The following is a 16,573-nucleotide window of genomic DNA, read 5'->3' as shown; positions in this document are numbered from 1 at the left end:
GTCCGCGATCGAACCACGGGTAAAACTCACGTAAGTTCGGACCAACGGCAATTCGCGTGAGCAAAGCTGCGCGCCGGTACCGCGCAGCGGAGGGGGCTGCGCGGTGCCCGGCCGTAATCGCGCCATTCATCCGCGAGGGGTCCCGCGAGGGCCCGCCGGGGTGCCCCCGCGTCAACTCCGCGTGTGACACGGGAGAGGGACGCCGCGCCGGGAGGCGCGGGCCCCGGAAAACCGGGCCGCGGACCCTGTTGAGCCTGCTGCGGGGCGGCTTGAAAGAAACCTCCGGGCGTCGCCGGGCGACTCCGGAGCGTAGTTGTGGGGCGCCGATGCGCGCGCCGGCACTTACGAAGGGTTATGGTGGAAACCCCCCCTCGGGCCGGTCCGTCTCCCCCCCCCCCCACGGACCGGCCCGTTTTTCTTCCCCCGGTGTCGGCTGCGCGAACCCCCGCTCCCGTGACGGGAGTTCAGCGTCGGCCGTTCCAGATGTTCGTGCCCTCCGTGGAGACGGCGAACGAGTCGATTTCGGTCAGCTCCTCGTCGGTCAGCTTCGGACCGTCGAGCGCCGCCAGATTCTCCTCCAGCTGCTTCACGCTGGAGGCGCCGATCAGCGCCGACGTCATCCGCTCGTCCCGCAGCACCCAGCTCAGCGCCATCTGCGCGAGCGACTGGCCGCGGCGCCGCGCGATCTCGTTCAGCCCGTTCAGCCGCCGGACCACGTCTTCGCTCAGCAGGTTCGGGTCGAGGGACTTGCCCTGCGTCGCCCGCGAGCCCTCCGGGATCTCCTTCAGGTACTTGCCGGTCAGCAGCCCCTGTGCGAGCGGCGCGAAGGAGATGCAGCCCATCCCGGCCGCCTCCAGCGTGTCCAGCAGGCCGTCGTCCTCGGTCCAGCGGTTCAGCATCGAGTACGAGGGCTGGTGGATCAGCGCCGGAACGCCCATCTCCTTGAGCAGCCGCGCCGCTTCGGCCGTCTGCTCACTGCTGTACGAGGACACCCCCACGTACAGCGCCTTGCCCTGCTGGACGGCGGAGGCGAGCGCCCCCATCGTCTCCTCCAGCGGCGTGTCCGGGTCGAAGCGGTGCGAGTAGAAGATGTCGACGTAGTCGAGGCCCATCCGCTTCAAGGACGCGTCCAGGGACGACAGCAGGTACTTGCGGCTGCCCCACTCCCCGTACGGGCCGGGGTGCATGCGATAGCCCGCCTTGGACGAGATGACCAGTTCATCCCGGTACGGCGTGAAGTCCTGGGCGAAGATCTTGCCGAAGTTCAACTCGGCGCTGCCGGGCGGGGGCCCGTAGTTGTTCGCCAGGTCGAAGTGTGTGACGCCGAGATCGAAGGCGCGGCGCAGGATCTCCCGCTGGCTGGTGAGTGTGCGGTCGTCCCCGAAGTTGTGCCAGAGTCCGAGGGAGACGGCGGGGAGCTTCAGACCGCTGCGGCCCGTGCGCCGGTACTCCATGGAACCGTACCGATCCGCCGAGGCGACGTAAGGAGAGGTGTCGTTCATGGATACGAAGCTACGTCAGAGCGCTGACACCCCTTCGCAAGGCACCGCGACCCCACCCGCGTAGGCTTCCGCCTTCGGGGACTCCCATCTGCACGGAGGGCAAAGAGACCGTGAACCTGCGCGACAGGCTGCGCGGCCTGCTGGTCAGGCTGTACGCACGCCGGGTGGAAGGCCACCTGGACCACGCCCAGGTGCCCAAGCACATCGGCGTCATCATGGATGGCAACCGCCGCTGGGCCAAGGCCGCCGGATCCACCACCGCCCAGGGCCACCAGGCGGGCGCTCACAAGATCGAGGAGTTTCTCGGCTGGTGCAGCGAGACGGACGTCGAGGTCGTCACGCTCTGGCTGCTGTCGACCGACAACTTCGACCGGCCCCAGGAGGAGCTCGTCCCGCTCCTCGGCATCATCGAGGACACCGTGCGCAGCCTGGCCGCCGACGGCCGCTGGCGCGTGCACCACGTCGGCAACACCGACATCCTGCCCTCCGGGATGCGCAACACGCTCAAGGAGGCCGAGGAGGCCACCTCGGGGCGCGACGGAATAGTGGTCAACGTCGCCATCGGCTACGGCGGCCGCCAGGAGATCGCCGACGCCGTCCGCGCGATGCTGCTCGACGCCGCCGACAAGGGCCACTCCCTGGAGGAGGCCGCCGACGCCGTCACCGTCGACGCCATCGGCAGGCACCTGTACACCAAGGAGCAGCCCGACCCGGACCTCGTCATCCGCACCAGCGGCGAGCAGCGCCTGTCCGGCTTCATGCTGTGGCAGACGGCGCACTCCGAGTACTACTTCTGTGAAGTCTTCTGGCCGGCCTTCCGCAAGGTCGACTTCCTGCGCGCGATGCGCGACTACGCGCTGCGCCACCGGCGTTTCGGCGGCTGAACCCCGGGCAGGCGGGACGTAGGTCATCAGGAGTTAACGCACGCGTCGTCATATGCCCTTGCATGGCGGCGCGTGTTCGAGGGAATAAGCCTTCCAGGTCGGTGTCCGAGCCAAGGACACCGCATCTCAGCGGACGGCACGGGGCCGTCCGCCCGGGAGGCCCTTTGCACCAGGACGACCGTACGCACATCGGTACGGACGACGACTTGGAGGGCCGGTTCTCGGCCCGCGCGTCGCGGCCCATGAACCGGTCCCGAAAACTCCGTCGCTCCCCGACCTCATCCGAGGGGGTACGTCCTTCCGTGGTGACCAGCAACAAGCGCCTTCCCAAGCCCGACCGGCGCACTTATGTTCTCGACACCAGCGTCCTGCTGGCCGATCCGAACGCCATGACCCGATTCGACGAACACGAAGTGGTTCTTCCTGTCGTCGTGGTCACGGAGTTGGAGGCCAAGCGGCATCATCCGGAGCTGGGCTACTTCGCCCGGCAGGCACTGCGCCTGCTCGACGACTACCGGATCCGCCACGGACGCCTGGACGCGCCGATCCCCACCGGCGAACTGGGCGGCACCCTGCGCGTCGAGCTCAACCACTCCGATCCCGGCATCCTGCCCTCCGGCTACCGCCTGGGGGACAACGACAGCCGCATCCTGGCGGTGGCCCGCAATCTCCAGGCCGAGGGATACGACGTCACCGTCGTGTCGAAGGACCTGCCGCTGCGCATCAAGGCGTCGTCGGTGGGCCTCCTCGCCGAGGAGTACCGGGCCGAACTCGCCATCACGGACTCCGGCTGGACCGGAATGTCCGAGCTGACGCTGCCCGCCGAGCAGGTCGACCTCCTCTTCGAAGAGGACACCCTCTACGTCCCCGAGGCGGCCGACCTTCCCGTGCACACGGGCCTGACCATCCACTCCGAGCGCGGCAAGGCGCTCGGCAGGGTCACGCCCGAGGGCAACGTCCGGCTGGTGCGCGGCGACCGCGAGGCCTTCGGCCTCAAGGGCCGCAGCGCCGAACAGCGGATCGCCCTGGATCTGCTGCTCGACCCCGACATCGGCATCATCTCGATGGGCGGCCGGGCCGGCACCGGCAAGTCCGCGCTCGCGCTCTGCGCGGGCCTGGAGGCCGTCCTGGAGCGGCGCCAGCACCAGAAGGTGATGGTCTTCCGTCCGCTGTACGCGGTCGGCGGGCAGGAGCTCGGCTACCTGCCGGGCTCCGAGGCCGAGAAGATGGGTCCGTGGGCGCAGGCGGTCTTCGACACGCTGTCCGCCGTCACCTCGCGCGAGGTGATCGAGGAGGTGACCGCGCGCGGGATGCTGGAGGTCCTGCCGCTCACCCACATCAGGGGCCGCTCGCTGCACGACGCGTTCGTGATCGTGGACGAGGCGCAGTCCCTGGAGCGCAACGTCCTGCTGACGGTCCTCTCGCGCGTCGGGGCCAACTCGCGTGTCGTCCTCACCCATGACGTCGCCCAGCGCGACAACCTCCGGGTGGGGCGCTACGACGGGGTGGTGGCGGTCGTCGAGAAGCTGAAGGGACATCCGCTCTTCGCGCACGTCACGCTCACCCGGTCGGAGAGGTCGCAGATCGCGGCCCTGGTGACCGAAATGCTGGAGGACGGTCAGATCTAGCCCGCATAGGGCCTGTTCGTCCATATTGGCGCCGTTCGGCAAAGGCTGGAGAGCCTAGCCGGGCGGCGCCTCGGCGCGTGCTCGTTTCCGTAAATCCCTTGGGGCAAACGGGGTGTGACCTTTCACACGCGGTGGGGAATTGCCTTGCCCCACTCCCATACGGCAGAGTCACGGTCCTGTCAGGCCCCGCATACGACACTTGCGTGCCCCCAGCGGTACGAAACAACAGCAGCACCCGCTGCAACTGAACTTCATAGAGGCCGTCGTATGCCGCCCGAGCACCACGCGGCGCTCCCGTCACGGGAGTTGTCCACCGGGCCCGTGTCTCCCGTGACCCCGCAGTTCAGAGACCAGTGCCAGGGGCACGATTGCGTCCGCGACGGTCACACTCAAGCGGGCGATGCTGGAAGGAAACCGTGTGAGCCGGATCTCGGTCCGGGGATTCGCAGTGGCCTCGGCCACCGCGGTCACCACCGTCGGAGCTGTTGTGGGTGTTGCCTCGGGCAGCACCGGTCAGCCCTCGAACGAGGCTGCTGAGGCAACGGCCAGCGACGCGACCCTCCTCGCCGACATCCCTGCCGGTCAGCAGGCGCAGGTGCAGACCTCGTCGCTGAAGCAGCAGGCGCAGACGCAGGCCATCGCGGCCGACACGGCTGCGCAGAAGTCCGCTGAAGAGTCTGCCCGCAAGCAGGCCGCCGAGGACGCGGTCGCCAAGCAGCAGGCCGCGCAGGAGGCCAAGGAGAAGGCCGAGAAGGAGGCCAAGGAGCGCGAGGAGGCCAAGAAGGCCGCCGCCAGCCGCTCCGCGACCCGCGACGCCTCCGACTTCGCCACGCAGTCCTCGTACAGCGTCGCCCAGGTCCAGTCGATGGCCCGTCAGATGGTGCCGTCGGGGCAGTGGCAGTGCTTCAGCAACATCGTGGACCACGAGTCCAGCTGGAACTACAAGGCGGTCAACGCCTCCTCCGGCGCCTACGGTCTCTTCCAGGCTCTGCCCGGCACCAAGATGTCGTCGGCCGGCGCCGACTGGCAGACCAACCCGGCCACGCAGATAAAGTGGGGCCTCGGCTACATGAACGACCGCTACGGCAGCCCTTGCGAGGCATGGTCGTTCTGGCAGGCCAACAACTGGTACTGAGCCAGTAGTTCGCAACTTCACGGAGCCCCTCACCGTCCTACGGTGAGGGGCTCCGGCCGTTTCACCGGGTACGGTCGGTGCGGTCGGGGCAACACAGCTCAAAGAGGACGGATGATGTCGCGAGTTCCAGGTTGGCTCGGCCGTGTCGGCGCCGGAATCAGCAAGGTGGGCGAGCGGCTGGACGAACGCCGCGCGGAGGCCGAACGCGCCGAGGAGCGAGAACTGTCCGGTCCGCCGGACAGAGCCCCCACGGCGGGGCGGCCGGGCGCGCCGCCCGGCCACGAGGGGCACGAGGCCCACGAGAGTCACGCGGCGGACCACGTGCCCGCCCCGCCCTCCTACGCGCCCGCGGTGTCGGCCCGGCCCGAGCCGGTCGCCGCGCTGCCCTGGGGGCTGCGGGTCGCGGCCGAGGCGGGCTGGCGGTTCCTGGTGCTCGCCGGGACGCTCTGGGTGCTCATGAAGGTCATCAGCTCGGTGCAGCTGGTGATCTTCGCGTTCACCGCCGCGCTGCTCGTCACCGCCCTGCTCCAGCCGACGGTGGCGCGCCTGATGCGCAGGGGAGTGCCCCGGGGCCTCGCGACCGCCCTGACGGCCATCCTCGGCTTCGTCATCATGGGGCTCGTCGGCTGGTTCGTGGTCTGGCAGGTCCAGGAGAACATCGACCAGCTCTCCGAGCAGGTCCAGGACGGCATCGACGATCTGCGCAGGTGGCTGCTGAACAGCCCCTTCCACGTGACCGAGAGTCAGATCAACGAGATCGCGAAGTCGTTGCGGGACGCGGTCGGGGCGAACACGGACGAGATCACGTCGGCGGGCCTGGAGGGCGTCACCGTCATCGTCGAGGCGATGACCGGCATCCTGCTGACGATCTTCTCGACGCTGTTCCTGCTCTACGACGGTCGCCGCATCTGGGAGTGGACCCTCAAGCTGGTCCCGGCGCAGGCGCGTCCCGGTATCGCGGGGGCGGGGCCGCGTGCCTGGCGCACGCTGACGGCGTACGTCCGCGGGACGGTGATAGTGGCGTTGATCGACGCGATCTTCATCGGCCTCGGCATCTTCTTCCTGGGTGTCCCCATGGCGGTGCCGCTGGCCGTCTTCATCTTCCTGTTCGCGTTCATCCCGCTGGTCGGCGCGGTGGTCTCCGGTGCGCTGGCGGTGGTCGTCGCGCTGGTCACGCAGGGGGTGTTCGTGGCGGTGATGACGCTGGTCGTGGTCCTCGCGGTGCAGCAGATCGAGGGCCACATCCTCCAGCCCTTCATCCTGGGGCGGGCGGTGCGGGTGCACCCCTTGGCCGTCGTCCTGGCGGTCGCCGCGGGTGGGATGGTGTCCGGGATCGGTGGGGCGGTGGTGGCGGTGCCGTTGGTGGCCGTCACGAACACGGTGGTCGTGTACTTGCGGGCGTGGTCCCGGGAGGCGCACCTCCGGCACTCCCCGGCCCCCCACGGCTCCACGGCGGTCGACCTCGCCCCCAAATCCCCGGACGACCAGTAGCCCCATTCAAGCCCCTGCGGCGTTTGAGCAGATCCAGCCCCGCCGGCGTTTGAGCAGATCCAGCCCCGCCGGCGTTTGAGGCGCGGGGTCCGGGGCGGAGCCCCAGCCTTTTAGCCCCTGCGGCGATTGAGCAGGCGGCTCCGTGGCCGACGCCGCGGGGCTCCGCCCCGGACCCCGCTGCTCAATCGCCGCAGGGGCTTGAAGGACGCGCCTCAAGGCCGCGAGGGCTTGAGGCGCGTCATGGGGTACGGGAGCCGCCGGAGGTGTTACGCCAGCGCGTCTTCCGCGTCGAGGGTGACGGCGACCGCCTGGACGACGGAGGCGATCTTGAAGGCCTCCTGGACGACCTCGCGGTCGACCCCGGCCTTGCGCAGCACCTGCTCGTGCGAGTCGAGGCACATCCCGCACCCGTTGATCGCCGAGACCGCGAACGACCACAGCTCGAAGTCGACCTTGTCGACCCCGGGGTTGCCGATGACGTTCATGCGCAGACCGGCCCGCATCGTCCCGTACTCGTTGTCCGAGAGCAGGTGACGCGTCCGGTAGAACACGTTGTTCATCGACATGATCGCGGCAGCGGACTTCGCGGCGGTGTACGCCTCCGCCGACAGGTTCGCCTTCGCCTCGGGCTCCAGCTCACGCAGCACCCGCGGGGACCGGGCGGCGATCGCGGTCGCCAGCACCGTGCCCCACAGCTGCTGGGCCGGGAGGTCCGAGTTGCCGATGACCGAGCCCAGGTTGAGCTTCAGGTCCTTGGCGTAGTCCGGTATGGCGGACTTCAGTTCAGCGAGGGCCATGGGTCACTCACCGGCCAGCAGCGCGACCGGGTCCAGGGTCTCGTCGCCCTGGCTCCAGTTGCACGGGCAGAGCTCGTCCGTCTGGAGCGCGTCGAGGACCCGGAGGACCTCCTTCGGGTTACGGCCGACGGAGCCGGCGGTCACCATCGTGAACTGGATCTCGTTGTTCTGGTCGACGATGAAGACGGCGCGCTGCGCGAAGCCGTCCTCGCCCTCGATGCCGAGGTCACGCATGAGCTCGTGCTTCGAGTCGGCCATCATCGGGAAGGGCAGGTCCGTCAGGTCCGGGTGGTCCTTGCGCCAGGCGTGGTGCACGAACTCGGAGTCGCCGGAGAAGCCGAGGATCTGGGCGTCACGGTCGGCGAACTCCTCGTTCAGCTTGCCGAACGCGGCGATCTCGGTCGGGCACACGAAGGTGAAGTCCTTGGGCCACGCGAAGACGACCTTCCACTTGCCCTCGTAGGTCTTGTGGTTGATCTGCTCGAACTCCTGGCCCTTCTCCAGCGAGACACAGGCAGTCAGGTCGAACTCGGGGAACTTGTCACCGACAGTGAGCACGCGCTCTCCTTGCAGCTAGAAACGTCCCTTTTGGGGACTTTCCTGTGGGTTGGACTACTCATGATCGTGGCACAGGGTGCATTGATTGCGGAAATAGCTAGACTCGGTCGTGTTGATCGGAGGTGGCTATCAGTGGCCGTACCCACGGGAGGCAAGCGCAGGCAGCCGAGCCTGGCGCAGCTCAGGGCATTCGCGGCGGTCGCGGAGCAACTGCACTTCCGGGACGCGGCGGCGGCGATCGGGATGAGCCAGCCCGCGCTGTCGGGCGCCGTCTCGGCGCTGGAGGAGGTGCTCGGGGTGACCCTCGTCGAGCGTACGACGCGCAAAGTGCTGCTCTCGCCGGCCGGGGAGCGGATCGCGGTGCGGGCCAGGGCCGTGCTCGACGAGGTCGGCGCGCTCGTCGAGGAGGCGGAGGCGGTGCGCGCGCCGTTCACGGGGGCGCTGCGGCTCGGGGTGATCCCCACGGTGGCGCCGTACCTGCTGCCGACGGTGCTGCGGACCGTCCACGAGAAGTACCCGGACCTCGACCTCCAGGTGCACGAGGAGCAGACCGCCTCGCTCGTCGAGGGGCTGGGTGCGGGGCGGCTCGACCTGCTGCTGCTCGCCGTGCCGCTCGGGGTGCCCGGGGTGGCCGAACTCCCGCTGTTCGACGAGGACTTCGTCCTCGTCACCCCGCTCGACCACTGGCTCGGCGGCCGGGAGGGGATCCCGCGGGAGGCGCTGCGCGAGCTGAACCTGCTGCTTCTCGACGAGGGGCACTGCCTGCGCGACCAGGCGCTCGACATCTGCCGGGAGGCGGGCCGCGACGACGCCCCCGTCGCCACGACCGCCGCCGGGCTCGCCACACTGGTCCAGCTCGTCGCGGGCGGACTCGGTGTGACGCTGCTGCCGCGCACCGCCGAGTCCGTCGAGACCAGCCGGAGCAGCCAGCTGCTCACCGGGTACTTCGCCGACCCCGCCCCCGCGCGCCGCGTCGCCCTCGCCATGCGGGCGGGCGCGGCGCGCTCCGCGGAGTACGAGGAGCTGGCCGCGGCCCTGCGAACGGCCTTGCGGGGCCTGCCGGTCCGCGTCCTCGGCGACGGCTGAACCGGCGGCCGGGCGTCACTCCGTGCGCAGGCCCTCCGCCCGCATCATGCGGTACAGCGGAGGCAGCGACAGCAGGGTCACCGCCGCGACGAGGGCGGCCGCCACCCCGGCCAGCGGGAGGAACAGCAGCCAGTCGGTGACCGGATGGCCGACGAGCCGCAGCATCAGCCAGCCGAGCGTCAGCCCGCCCGTCACCGCGACGGCCATGCCGAGGACGACCGGGATCGCCGTCTGCCACAGCACGGACCAGGCGAGCGTCGAGCGCTTCGTGCCGTAGGCGACGAGCACCGACAACAGCCGCTTGCGCTCGCGGAGTTGCTCGATCTGCGAGACCAGCATCGACGCCGCGATGATCACCATGGTGAGGGCCGCGGCCGTGAACAGGGCCGTGCGGATGCTCGCGTACTCCTTGTCGCGGGTCGCCAGTTCGTACGTCCACACCCGCATGCCCGGGTCGACGGCGAACGCGGTGTTGCGGACCTGGTCCGCCGCGTCGGGCACGCTCTCGTCGATCTGGATCTGCGCGCTGGTCGACGCGGTGTGCAGGGTCGCCGGGTCGAGGGCGCCGGGCGTGGCGAGGATGCCGCCGTAGTACTCGCCCGCCGGGTCCTTGCGGGCGTCGACGGTGCGCACGTCCTCGGGCAGCGTCCAGTGCACCGGCTTCAGGTCGGTGCGGCCCGCGTCCTCGGGGTCGTCCACGACGAGCCGCCCGCCGGGCACGGCTACCTTCCCCAACTGCTCGTCGCTGTACGAGTCGTGGGAGCGGGTCACCCGGAAGACGTCGCCGTCCGAGCACGACCGCAGGTGGGCCAGCTCGCGCAGCGAGGGGCAGGAGCCGACGGCCAGCGAGACGGACGGGGCGTAACCGTCCGCGTCCGTCTTCGCGCCCACCAGCCCGGCCGAGGTACTGACCGTGCCGATGACCTTCTTCACGCCCTTGGTGGTCCGGAACTCCCGCACCATCCGGTCGGCCAGCGCACCGCTCGGGAAGTCGGTGTTCGCGCCGATCTGGGCGCGGTGGGGGTCCTGGCCGGTCGCACTGTTGAAGCTGTCGTTGATGCCGACGGTGAACATCTGAAGGGCGATGCCGCCGGCCACCGCGATGGTGATGCCGGAGACCGCGCGGGTGGCGGCGCCACTGTTCAACTGGAGCCTGCGGATCGCCAGTTGCCAGGGCACGGAGCCGCCCCGCAGCCTGCCGACGACGGCCTCCACCAGCCAGGGCAGTACGAGCACCAGGCCGACGAGGGTCAGCACCACACCGGCGACGATGACGGCCATGTCCAGCTGCGAGGCGCCCTCGCCGAAGCTCGACAGGAACAGGGCGAGCACCCCGGCGACGGGGACGGGCAGCCGCCACCACAGCCTGCGGCCGCGTACCCGCCCGCCCCGTACGACACCGAGCGGCTCGATCGCGACGGACCGCAGGGCGAACACCGTGACGGCGATCGCGGACAGCGGCACCGCGAGCAGCACCACCGCGGCGAGGACCGGCACCGGGGTGAAGTCGGCGGGGAACGCCGACAGCCGCCACACCTCGACGTGGGCGAACACCTGCCGCCCCGCGAAGAAGACGACCAGACCGACCGCGAGGCCGACCAGCGTGCCGAACAGCGCCTCACCGGCGGCCACCCACCGTGTCGTCCGCGTGTCCGCGCCGACGAGCCGCAGTGCGGCGAGCCTGCGGTCGCGCCGCTCGCCGCCGAACCGTACGGCGGTCGCGACGAAGATGGCGATGGGCGCGAGCAGCACCACGCAGCCCAGCAGGACCAGCAGCACCAGGGCCGGGTCGAGCGGGCTGTCGTCGCCCGCCCGCCCGAAGTCCTCGACGCGGGTGGCGCCGCGGTCGGTGCTCAGGCTCTCGCTGCCCGCGTACAGGTACAGGTCGAAGGGGTCGCTCAGGCCCGCCGCGTCGATGGTGCCGACGTCGCGGAAGTCGTAGCGCTTCCTGAGGAGTTCGCCCTCGGGGGAGGCGAGGAGGTCGCGCAGCGCGGGCGAGACCAGCATCTCGCCGGGGCCGGGCAGTTCGTCGATGCCGGGCGGCAGGGCGGGGCGCTCGCCGTCGGCGTCCAGCAGGTAGCCGCCGACCGAGACGTCCCGGTACGAGGAGCCGATGTCGAGCGTGAGCAGTGTCCGGTCGGACGGCCGCGGGCTCTCCGGGCTGTACTCGATCGAGCGGGCGTCGTAGCGGGCGTCGCGGGCGCTCGTGAAGTTCGGCACGGACGCGGCGCCCAGCAGCACGGCGACGCCGAGGCCGACGCCGAGCGCGGTGAGCAGCGTCCGGATCCAGCCCTCGCGGCCGCCGGAGAAGCCGAAGCGGACGCCGAGCGCGAGATCGCGCAGGCGGCCCGCGAGGCCGGGGCGGGCGGGCGGTGGCGGGGCGTGGACGGGGCGGTCGTCGAGGAGCGTCATCGGGCGAACTCCATGTCCCGCGCCTTGCCGTCCCGTACGACGATCTCGCGGTCGGAGTAAGCGGCGACCCGCGTCTCGTGCGTGACCAGGACGACGGCGGCGCCGGTGCTCCGGGCGGCGTCCGTGAGCAGCTCCATGACGCGCTCGCCGTTGAGGGAGTCCAGGGCGCCGGTGGGTTCGTCGGCGAACAGCACGCGCGGCCCGGTCACCAGCGAACGGGCGACGGCGACACGCTGCCCCTGCCCGCCGGACACCTCACCGGGCCGCTTGCGCGCGAGGTCGTCGACCTCCAGGCGCTCCAGCCACGCGACGGCCCGGCGCTCGGCCTCCTTGCGCTTCACGCCGTTCAGCCGCAGCGGCAGCGCGACGTTCTCGACGCACGTCAGCTCCGGGACCAGCTGGCCGAACTGGAACACGAAGCCGAACTCGCCGCGCCGCAGCGCGCTGCGCTCCGCGTCGGCCATGCCGGTCAGCTCGCGGCCGTCGTACGTGATGGTGCCGGAGTCCGGCGTGACGATGCCGGCGAGGCAGTGCAGCAGCGTCGACTTGCCCGAGCCGGAGGGACCCATGACGGCGACGACCTCGCCCGGGTGGACGGAGAACGAGGCGCCGTCGAGGGCCGGGGTCGGCCCGTACGTCTTGTGCAGGCCGGCGGCGGCCAGCAGGGAGCCGGCGGGTGCGGTGGGGGAACTCATGACGGACGGACCTCCGCGGCGAGCTTGTCGAGGCGCGCGGCGGTCAGTTCCAGCCAGCGCAGGTCGGCTTCCAGGTGGAACAGGGCGTGGTCGCAGATGAGCTGGTCGGCGAGGTCGCCCTTGCGCTTGCGGTCCGTGAGGATGCGCATGAGGCGCAGATGCTCGGAGCGCTGCGCGTCGAGGAGTTCGGTGGCGTCGCGCCGGGTCAGCAGGGCGAGTACGACCTTGGTGTAGAGGGTCGACTGGAGGTACGGCTCCGGCTTCTCCGGCGTCGCGAGCCAGCGCTGTACGTCGGTGACGCCGGCGTCGGTGATCGCGTACCGCTTGCGTTCGGGGCCGCCGCCGGTCTCGACGCCGTCGATCTCGACGAGGCCGTTCTTCAGGAGGCGGGACATGGTCGAGTAGACCTGGCCGTAGTGCAGCGGTTTGTCGTGACCGAAGGTCTCGTCGAAGGTGCGCTTGAGGTCGTAGCCGTGGCGGGGCCCTGATTCGAGCAGCCCGAGGAGAGTGTGGCCGATGGACATGCGGGTGACTATACATGGCGTGTATACGCGGTGTGTATAGCTGACGCACGGGGCTCCGCCCCGGACCCCGCTGCTCAATCGCCGCAGGGGCTTGAAATATCAAGCCCCTGCGGCGATTGAGCAGATCCAGCCCCGCCGGCGTTTGAGGCGCGGGGTCCGGGGCGGAGCCCCGTGGCGTTCAGTCGGGTTCGGCGGCCGGCGGGCGACCCCGCCTCGGTATCGGCCCCGCCGAACCCGGCAGGCGCCCCGCCTCCGCGAGCGCCTTGCGCAGCAGGAACTCGATCTGTGCGTTGGTCGACCGCAGGTCCTCGCCCGCCCAGCGCGCGAGCGCATCGTGCACGGCCGGATCGAGCCGCAACAGGACCTGTTTGCGGGGCGCGCGCGGGCTCACTGGTAGAGCGTCCCCGTGTTGAGGACGGGCTGCGCGGCCCGGTCCCCGCACAGGACGACCAGCAGGTTGGAGACCATCGTCGCCTTCCGCTCCTCGTCCAGCTCCACGAAGTCCTGCTCGGCGATCCGGGCGAGCGCGGCCTCGACCATGCCCACCGCCCCGTCGACGATCTGGCGGCGGGCCGCCACGACCGCGCCGGCCTGCTGGCGCTGGAGCATCGCCGAGGCGATCTCCGGGGCGTACGCGAGGTGCGTGAAGCGGGACTCGATGATCTGGACGCCCGCCGCGTCCACGCGCGCGTGCAGCTCGACCGCGAGCTTCTCGGTGATCTCTTCCGCGTTGCCGCGCAGCGACAGGCCCTCCTCGTCGTGCGCGTCGTAGGGGTACTCGATGGCGATGTGCCGGACGGCCGCCTCGGTCTGCGTCGAGACGAACTCCAGGAAGTCGTCGACCTCGAAGGTCGCCTGCGCCGTGTCCTCGACCTTCCAGACGACGACCGCGGCGAGCTCGATCGGGTTGCCGTACGCGTCGTTGACCTTGAGCACGGCCGTCTCGTGGTTGCGCACCCGGGTCGAGATCTTGGTCCGCGAGGTCAGCGGGTTGACCCAGCGCAGGCCGTCGGTGCGGATCGTGCCCCGGTAGCGGCCGAAGAGCTGGACGACGCGGGCCTCTCCCGGGGCCACCATGTTCAGCCCCGCCATCGCCATGACCGAGCCGACCACGACCACCAGACCGACCACGATGAGCGTCGCCTTGGTGCCCGCCGAGTCGAACCCGGTGGCGAGCGCGATCAGGCCCGCGCCGACGATCAGGCCGACGAGGCCGAGCAGCAGGGCGAGTCCGCCGCCGATGCTGTGGGCCGTGAACTCGCGTACGCGAGCCTTCGGCATCTCCGGTACGTCGGGCGTGCCGGGTGTGGCGTCCGTCTCGGACATGTTCGTCCCCGTTTCTCTGAGCTGGTCGTTCGTGGCTGGAGTGGCCCGAACGCGGTCTAGCAAAGTGATATCACTTTATCGCGCCCGGCAACCATCCGCATCCCTCGCACGTCGGTTCCCATGGGGCAGGTGCTGATTGTCACGTCCGATATGGCCGAATCAACGGAGATTCGACGTAAGTGACGGGTTAGGTTCTTGAGCCGATTCAGCACGATCGTGAGAACTGGGTTCGTACGGGTACGCGAAGGCGAATGCCCGTACTGGGACAAGAAGCGGAGCGACTGAGGTCATGGGCCGAGCGGATGCGAGGAAGGCGCGCAAGCGCGCGGCGCGGCCGTCGGGCATACGCCGCCTCTTCACCTGGAAGAAGCTCCTGGGCACGTTCTTCGGACTCGTCCTGCTGTGCATGGGCGCGTTCGCCGTCCTGTACCTGGTGATCGACGTCCCCGAGGGCAACCCCGAGGCGCAGGTGCAGAGCAACGTCTACAGGTACGGCGACGGCACGACCATGGCCCGCACCGGCAAGGTCAACCGGGAGATCGTCGACCTGGCCGAGGTGCCGAAGCCGGTCCAGCACGCCTTCGTGGCCGCCGAGAACAAGACGTTCTACACGGACAAGGGCATCGACATGAAGGGCACCGCCCGCGGCGTGCTCAACACCGTCATGGGCAAGGGCAAGCAGGGCGGCTCGACGATCACCCAGCAGTACGTGAAGAACTACTACCTCACGCAGGAACAGACCGTCTCCCGCAAGCTCAAGGAGCTGGTCATCTCGCTGAAGGTGGACCAGCAGAAGTCCAAGGACTACATCCTCGCCGGGTACATCAACACCAGCTACTACGGCCGCGGCGCCTGGGGCATCCAGGCGGCCGCCGAGGCCTACTACGGCAAGGACGCCTCGAAGCTGACCGTGGAGCAGGGCGCGTACCTCGCCGCGCTCCTCCAGGCCCCCAACCAGTACGACTGGGCCGTCGCCTCCGACACGGGGAAGAAGCTCGCCAAGGCGCGCTGGAACTACGTGCTCGACAACATGGTCGACATGCACTGGCTGTCCGCGAGCGAGCGGCAGGGCATGACCTTCGACAAGCCGGACCAGCCGAAGGCCGTCTCCGGGCTCGACGGCCAGGAGGGCTACCTCTACACCGCCGCGCGCGACGAGGTGATGAAGGAACTCAACCTCACCGAGGCGCAGTTCGACGCCGGTGGCTACACGATCACGCTGAACATCGACCGCAAGAAGCAGAAGCAGCTGGAGAAGTCGGTCCAGCAGCAGCTGAACGACAACCTCGACCGCAAGGACAAGAAGGCCGACGCGCGCGTGCAGGCCGGCGCCGTCTCCGTCGACCCGAAGACCGGCAAGGTCCTCGCCCTGTACGGCGGCGAGGGGCTCAGCGAGCACTACGTCAACAACGCGACCCGCACCGACTACCAGCCCGCCTCCACCTTCAAGCCGCTGATCCTCGCGGCCGCCCTGGAGGACGAGGCGACGACGCAGTCCGGTCAGCAGATCACCGCGGACACGATCTACGACGGCACCAGCAAGCGCCCCGTCGTCGACAACGGCGAGAAGGTCGGCTTCGCCCCGCCGAACGAGGACAAGAAGAGCTACGGCCAGGTCACCGTGCAGACCGCCATGAACAAGTCCATCAACTCCGTCTTCGCGCAGATGGGCGTCGACGTCGGCATGGACAAGGTCATGCGGGTCGCCAAGGAGCTCGGCATGGACGCGGGCGACCTCAAGCCGTACCCCGCGCAGACCCTCGGCACCATGGGCGCGAGCCCGATGGAGATGGCCGGTGTCTACGCGACGCTCGACAACCACGGCAAGAAGGTCACCCCGCGGATCGTGAAGGCGGTCTCCAAGCAGGGCGACAAGATCCCGCTGGAGGACCCCGTCGGCGAGCAGGTCATCAGCCGCGGCGCCGCCGACTCGGTGACCTCGATCCTGACCGGTGTGGTCGACGACGGTACGGCGAAGGCATCCGTGCGCGACAACCCGTCCCGCGACGGCCAGCAGGTCGCCGGCAAGACCGGTACCTCCGACGACAACAAGTCGGCCTGGTTCACCGGCTACACGCCCGACCTGGTCACCTCGGTCGGCCTGTTCGGCGAGGGCGCGCTGAAGTCCTCCGAGGCGGGGGCGCACGTGTCGATGGAGGGCGCGGGCGGACTGCCCCGCGTCGACGGCGGCAGCTTCCCGGCCCGGATCTGGGCGCAGTACACCTTCAACTCGTCCAGCTCCAACGGCAGGTTCGACCTCGACACCGACATGGGCAAGGCCGTCAAGCCGACGACGACCGCCCCGGTCACCCCGTCCGAGGAGCCCTCGACCGACCCGACGCCGAGCGAGACGGAGTCGGACAGCCCGACGCCGACCGAGTCGACGCCGAGCGAGACGCCGACGAGCGAGACGCCGCCCCCGGACCCGACGCAGACCCTCCCGGTCCCGACCGAGACCGTCTCACCGACCTGGTCGGTGGACCCGGTCGAACCGGAGAACGACGACGGGAACGGCAGGAACTGACCGGCCCCCGG

General features: G+C 69.9%; 14 protein-coding genes. 6 read left to right on the top strand and 8 right to left on the bottom strand.

Going from position 1 to position 16,573, the window contains the following annotated elements:
• Positions 1–464: 464 nt before the first annotated feature.
• The gene (mgrA, locus tag ACYBSK_RS32460; protein WP_460244239.1) at positions 465–1,502 is read right to left on the bottom strand and encodes an L-glyceraldehyde 3-phosphate reductase; all 1,038 of its coding nucleotides are present in this window, start codon (positions 1,500–1,502) and stop codon (positions 465–467) included.
• Between the two features lie 110 nt (positions 1,503–1,612).
• Here mgrA and ACYBSK_RS32455 point away from each other — a divergent pair, with 110 nt between their 5' ends.
• The 4 genes from ACYBSK_RS32455 (at position 1,613) to ACYBSK_RS32440 (ending at position 6,640) form a co-directional block, all read left to right on the top strand.
• Positions 1,613–2,386, top strand: coding sequence for an isoprenyl transferase (locus ACYBSK_RS32455; RefSeq protein WP_457480828.1), 774 nt, complete (start codon positions 1,613–1,615; stop codon positions 2,384–2,386).
• 302 nt (positions 2,387–2,688) lie between these two features.
• Positions 2,689–4,014, top strand: coding sequence for a PhoH family protein (locus tag ACYBSK_RS32450; protein ID WP_457480827.1), 1,326 nt, complete (start codon positions 2,689–2,691; stop codon positions 4,012–4,014).
• A 418-nt stretch (positions 4,015–4,432) separates the two neighbouring features.
• Positions 4,433–5,149, top strand: a complete 717-nt coding sequence (locus tag ACYBSK_RS32445; protein WP_460244238.1) for an aggregation-promoting factor C-terminal-like domain-containing protein — start codon at positions 4,433–4,435, stop codon at positions 5,147–5,149.
• 114 nt (positions 5,150–5,263) lie between these two features.
• Positions 5,264–6,640, top strand: a complete 1,377-nt coding sequence (locus ACYBSK_RS32440) for an AI-2E family transporter (protein ID WP_460244237.1) — start codon at positions 5,264–5,266, stop codon at positions 6,638–6,640.
• A 266-nt stretch (positions 6,641–6,906) separates the two neighbouring features.
• Here the strand turns inward: ACYBSK_RS32440 and ACYBSK_RS32435 are convergent, their stop codons facing one another.
• Together ACYBSK_RS32435 and ACYBSK_RS32430 are read right to left on the bottom strand one after the other, a co-directional pair.
• A complete protein-coding gene (locus ACYBSK_RS32435) occupies positions 6,907–7,437 on the bottom strand; it encodes an alkyl hydroperoxide reductase (protein WP_457480824.1) in 531 nt (176 codons plus the stop codon).
• A 3-nt stretch (positions 7,438–7,440) separates the two neighbouring features.
• The gene (locus ACYBSK_RS32430) at positions 7,441–7,995 is read right to left on the bottom strand and encodes a peroxiredoxin (protein ID WP_457480823.1); all 555 of its coding nucleotides are present in this window, start codon (positions 7,993–7,995) and stop codon (positions 7,441–7,443) included.
• 132 nt (positions 7,996–8,127) lie between these two features.
• Here ACYBSK_RS32430 and ACYBSK_RS32425 point away from each other — a divergent pair, with 132 nt between their 5' ends.
• A complete protein-coding gene (locus ACYBSK_RS32425) occupies positions 8,128–9,081 on the top strand; it encodes a LysR substrate-binding domain-containing protein (RefSeq protein WP_460244236.1) in 954 nt (317 codons plus the stop codon).
• Between the two features lie 15 nt (positions 9,082–9,096).
• Here the strand turns inward: ACYBSK_RS32425 and ACYBSK_RS32420 are convergent, their stop codons facing one another.
• The 5 genes from ACYBSK_RS32420 to ACYBSK_RS32400 all read right to left on the bottom strand — a co-directional run bounded on the left by ACYBSK_RS32420 (position 9,097) and on the right by ACYBSK_RS32400 (position 14,038).
• Positions 9,097–11,493 (bottom strand): FtsX-like permease family protein, encoded by a 2,397-nt coding sequence (locus ACYBSK_RS32420; protein ID WP_460244235.1) that lies wholly within the window; start codon positions 11,491–11,493, stop codon positions 9,097–9,099.
• Positions 11,490–12,188, bottom strand: coding sequence for an ABC transporter ATP-binding protein (locus ACYBSK_RS32415; RefSeq protein ID WP_460244234.1), 699 nt, complete (start codon positions 12,186–12,188; stop codon positions 11,490–11,492). Before ACYBSK_RS32415 ends, ACYBSK_RS32420 begins: the two co-directional genes overlap by 4 nt.
• The gene (locus ACYBSK_RS32410) at positions 12,185–12,712 is read right to left on the bottom strand and encodes a PadR family transcriptional regulator (RefSeq protein WP_460244233.1); all 528 of its coding nucleotides are present in this window, start codon (positions 12,710–12,712) and stop codon (positions 12,185–12,187) included. Before ACYBSK_RS32410 ends, ACYBSK_RS32415 begins: the two co-directional genes overlap by 4 nt.
• A 178-nt stretch (positions 12,713–12,890) precedes the next feature.
• Positions 12,891–13,154, bottom strand: a complete 264-nt coding sequence (locus tag ACYBSK_RS32405; RefSeq protein ID WP_457480818.1) for a type II toxin-antitoxin system antitoxin — start codon at positions 13,152–13,154, stop codon at positions 12,891–12,893.
• Complete coding sequence (locus tag ACYBSK_RS32400; protein WP_457480817.1) at positions 13,100–14,038, bottom strand: SPFH domain-containing protein; 939 nt, start codon at positions 14,036–14,038, stop codon at positions 13,100–13,102. Before ACYBSK_RS32400 ends, ACYBSK_RS32405 begins: the two co-directional genes overlap by 55 nt.
• 289 nt (positions 14,039–14,327) lie before the next feature.
• On the opposite strand from ACYBSK_RS32400, the gene ACYBSK_RS32395 reads away from it, so the two are divergent.
• Positions 14,328–16,562 carry a transglycosylase domain-containing protein gene (locus ACYBSK_RS32395; protein ID WP_460244232.1) on the top strand — a complete coding sequence of 745 codons (2,235 nt, stop codon included), beginning with the start codon at positions 14,328–14,330 and terminating at the stop codon, positions 16,560–16,562.
• The last annotated feature ends 11 nt before the right edge of the window (positions 16,563–16,573 follow it).

Source organism: Streptomyces sp. BYX5S (assembly GCF_054724165.1).
The sequence above is the reverse complement of the archived record's forward strand: the minus strand, read 5'-3'. Positions and strand labels throughout refer to the sequence as shown.

What these genes read in the sequence shown, in the direction of transcription:
- mgrA (WP_460244239.1), bottom strand. Translation starts at nt 1,502, where the DNA reads ATGAACGACACCTCTCCTTACGTCGCCTCGGCGGATCGGTACGGTTCC.
- ACYBSK_RS32420 (WP_460244235.1), bottom strand. Translation starts at nt 11,493, where the DNA reads ATGACGCTCCTCGACGACCGCCCCGTCCACGCCCCGCCACCGCCCGCC.
- ACYBSK_RS32395 (WP_460244232.1), top strand. Translation starts at nt 14,328, where the DNA reads ATGGGCCGAGCGGATGCGAGGAAGGCGCGCAAGCGCGCGGCGCGGCCG.
- ACYBSK_RS32400 (WP_457480817.1), bottom strand. Translation starts at nt 14,038, where the DNA reads ATGTCCGAGACGGACGCCACACCCGGCACGCCCGACGTACCGGAGATG.
- ACYBSK_RS32410 (WP_460244233.1), bottom strand. Translation starts at nt 12,712, where the DNA reads ATGTCCATCGGCCACACTCTCCTCGGGCTGCTCGAATCAGGGCCCCGC.
- ACYBSK_RS32440 (WP_460244237.1), top strand. Translation starts at nt 5,264, where the DNA reads ATGTCGCGAGTTCCAGGTTGGCTCGGCCGTGTCGGCGCCGGAATCAGC.
- ACYBSK_RS32415 (WP_460244234.1), bottom strand. Translation starts at nt 12,188, where the DNA reads ATGAGTTCCCCCACCGCACCCGCCGGCTCCCTGCTGGCCGCCGCCGGC.
- ACYBSK_RS32435 (WP_457480824.1), bottom strand. Translation starts at nt 7,437, where the DNA reads ATGGCCCTCGCTGAACTGAAGTCCGCCATACCGGACTACGCCAAGGAC.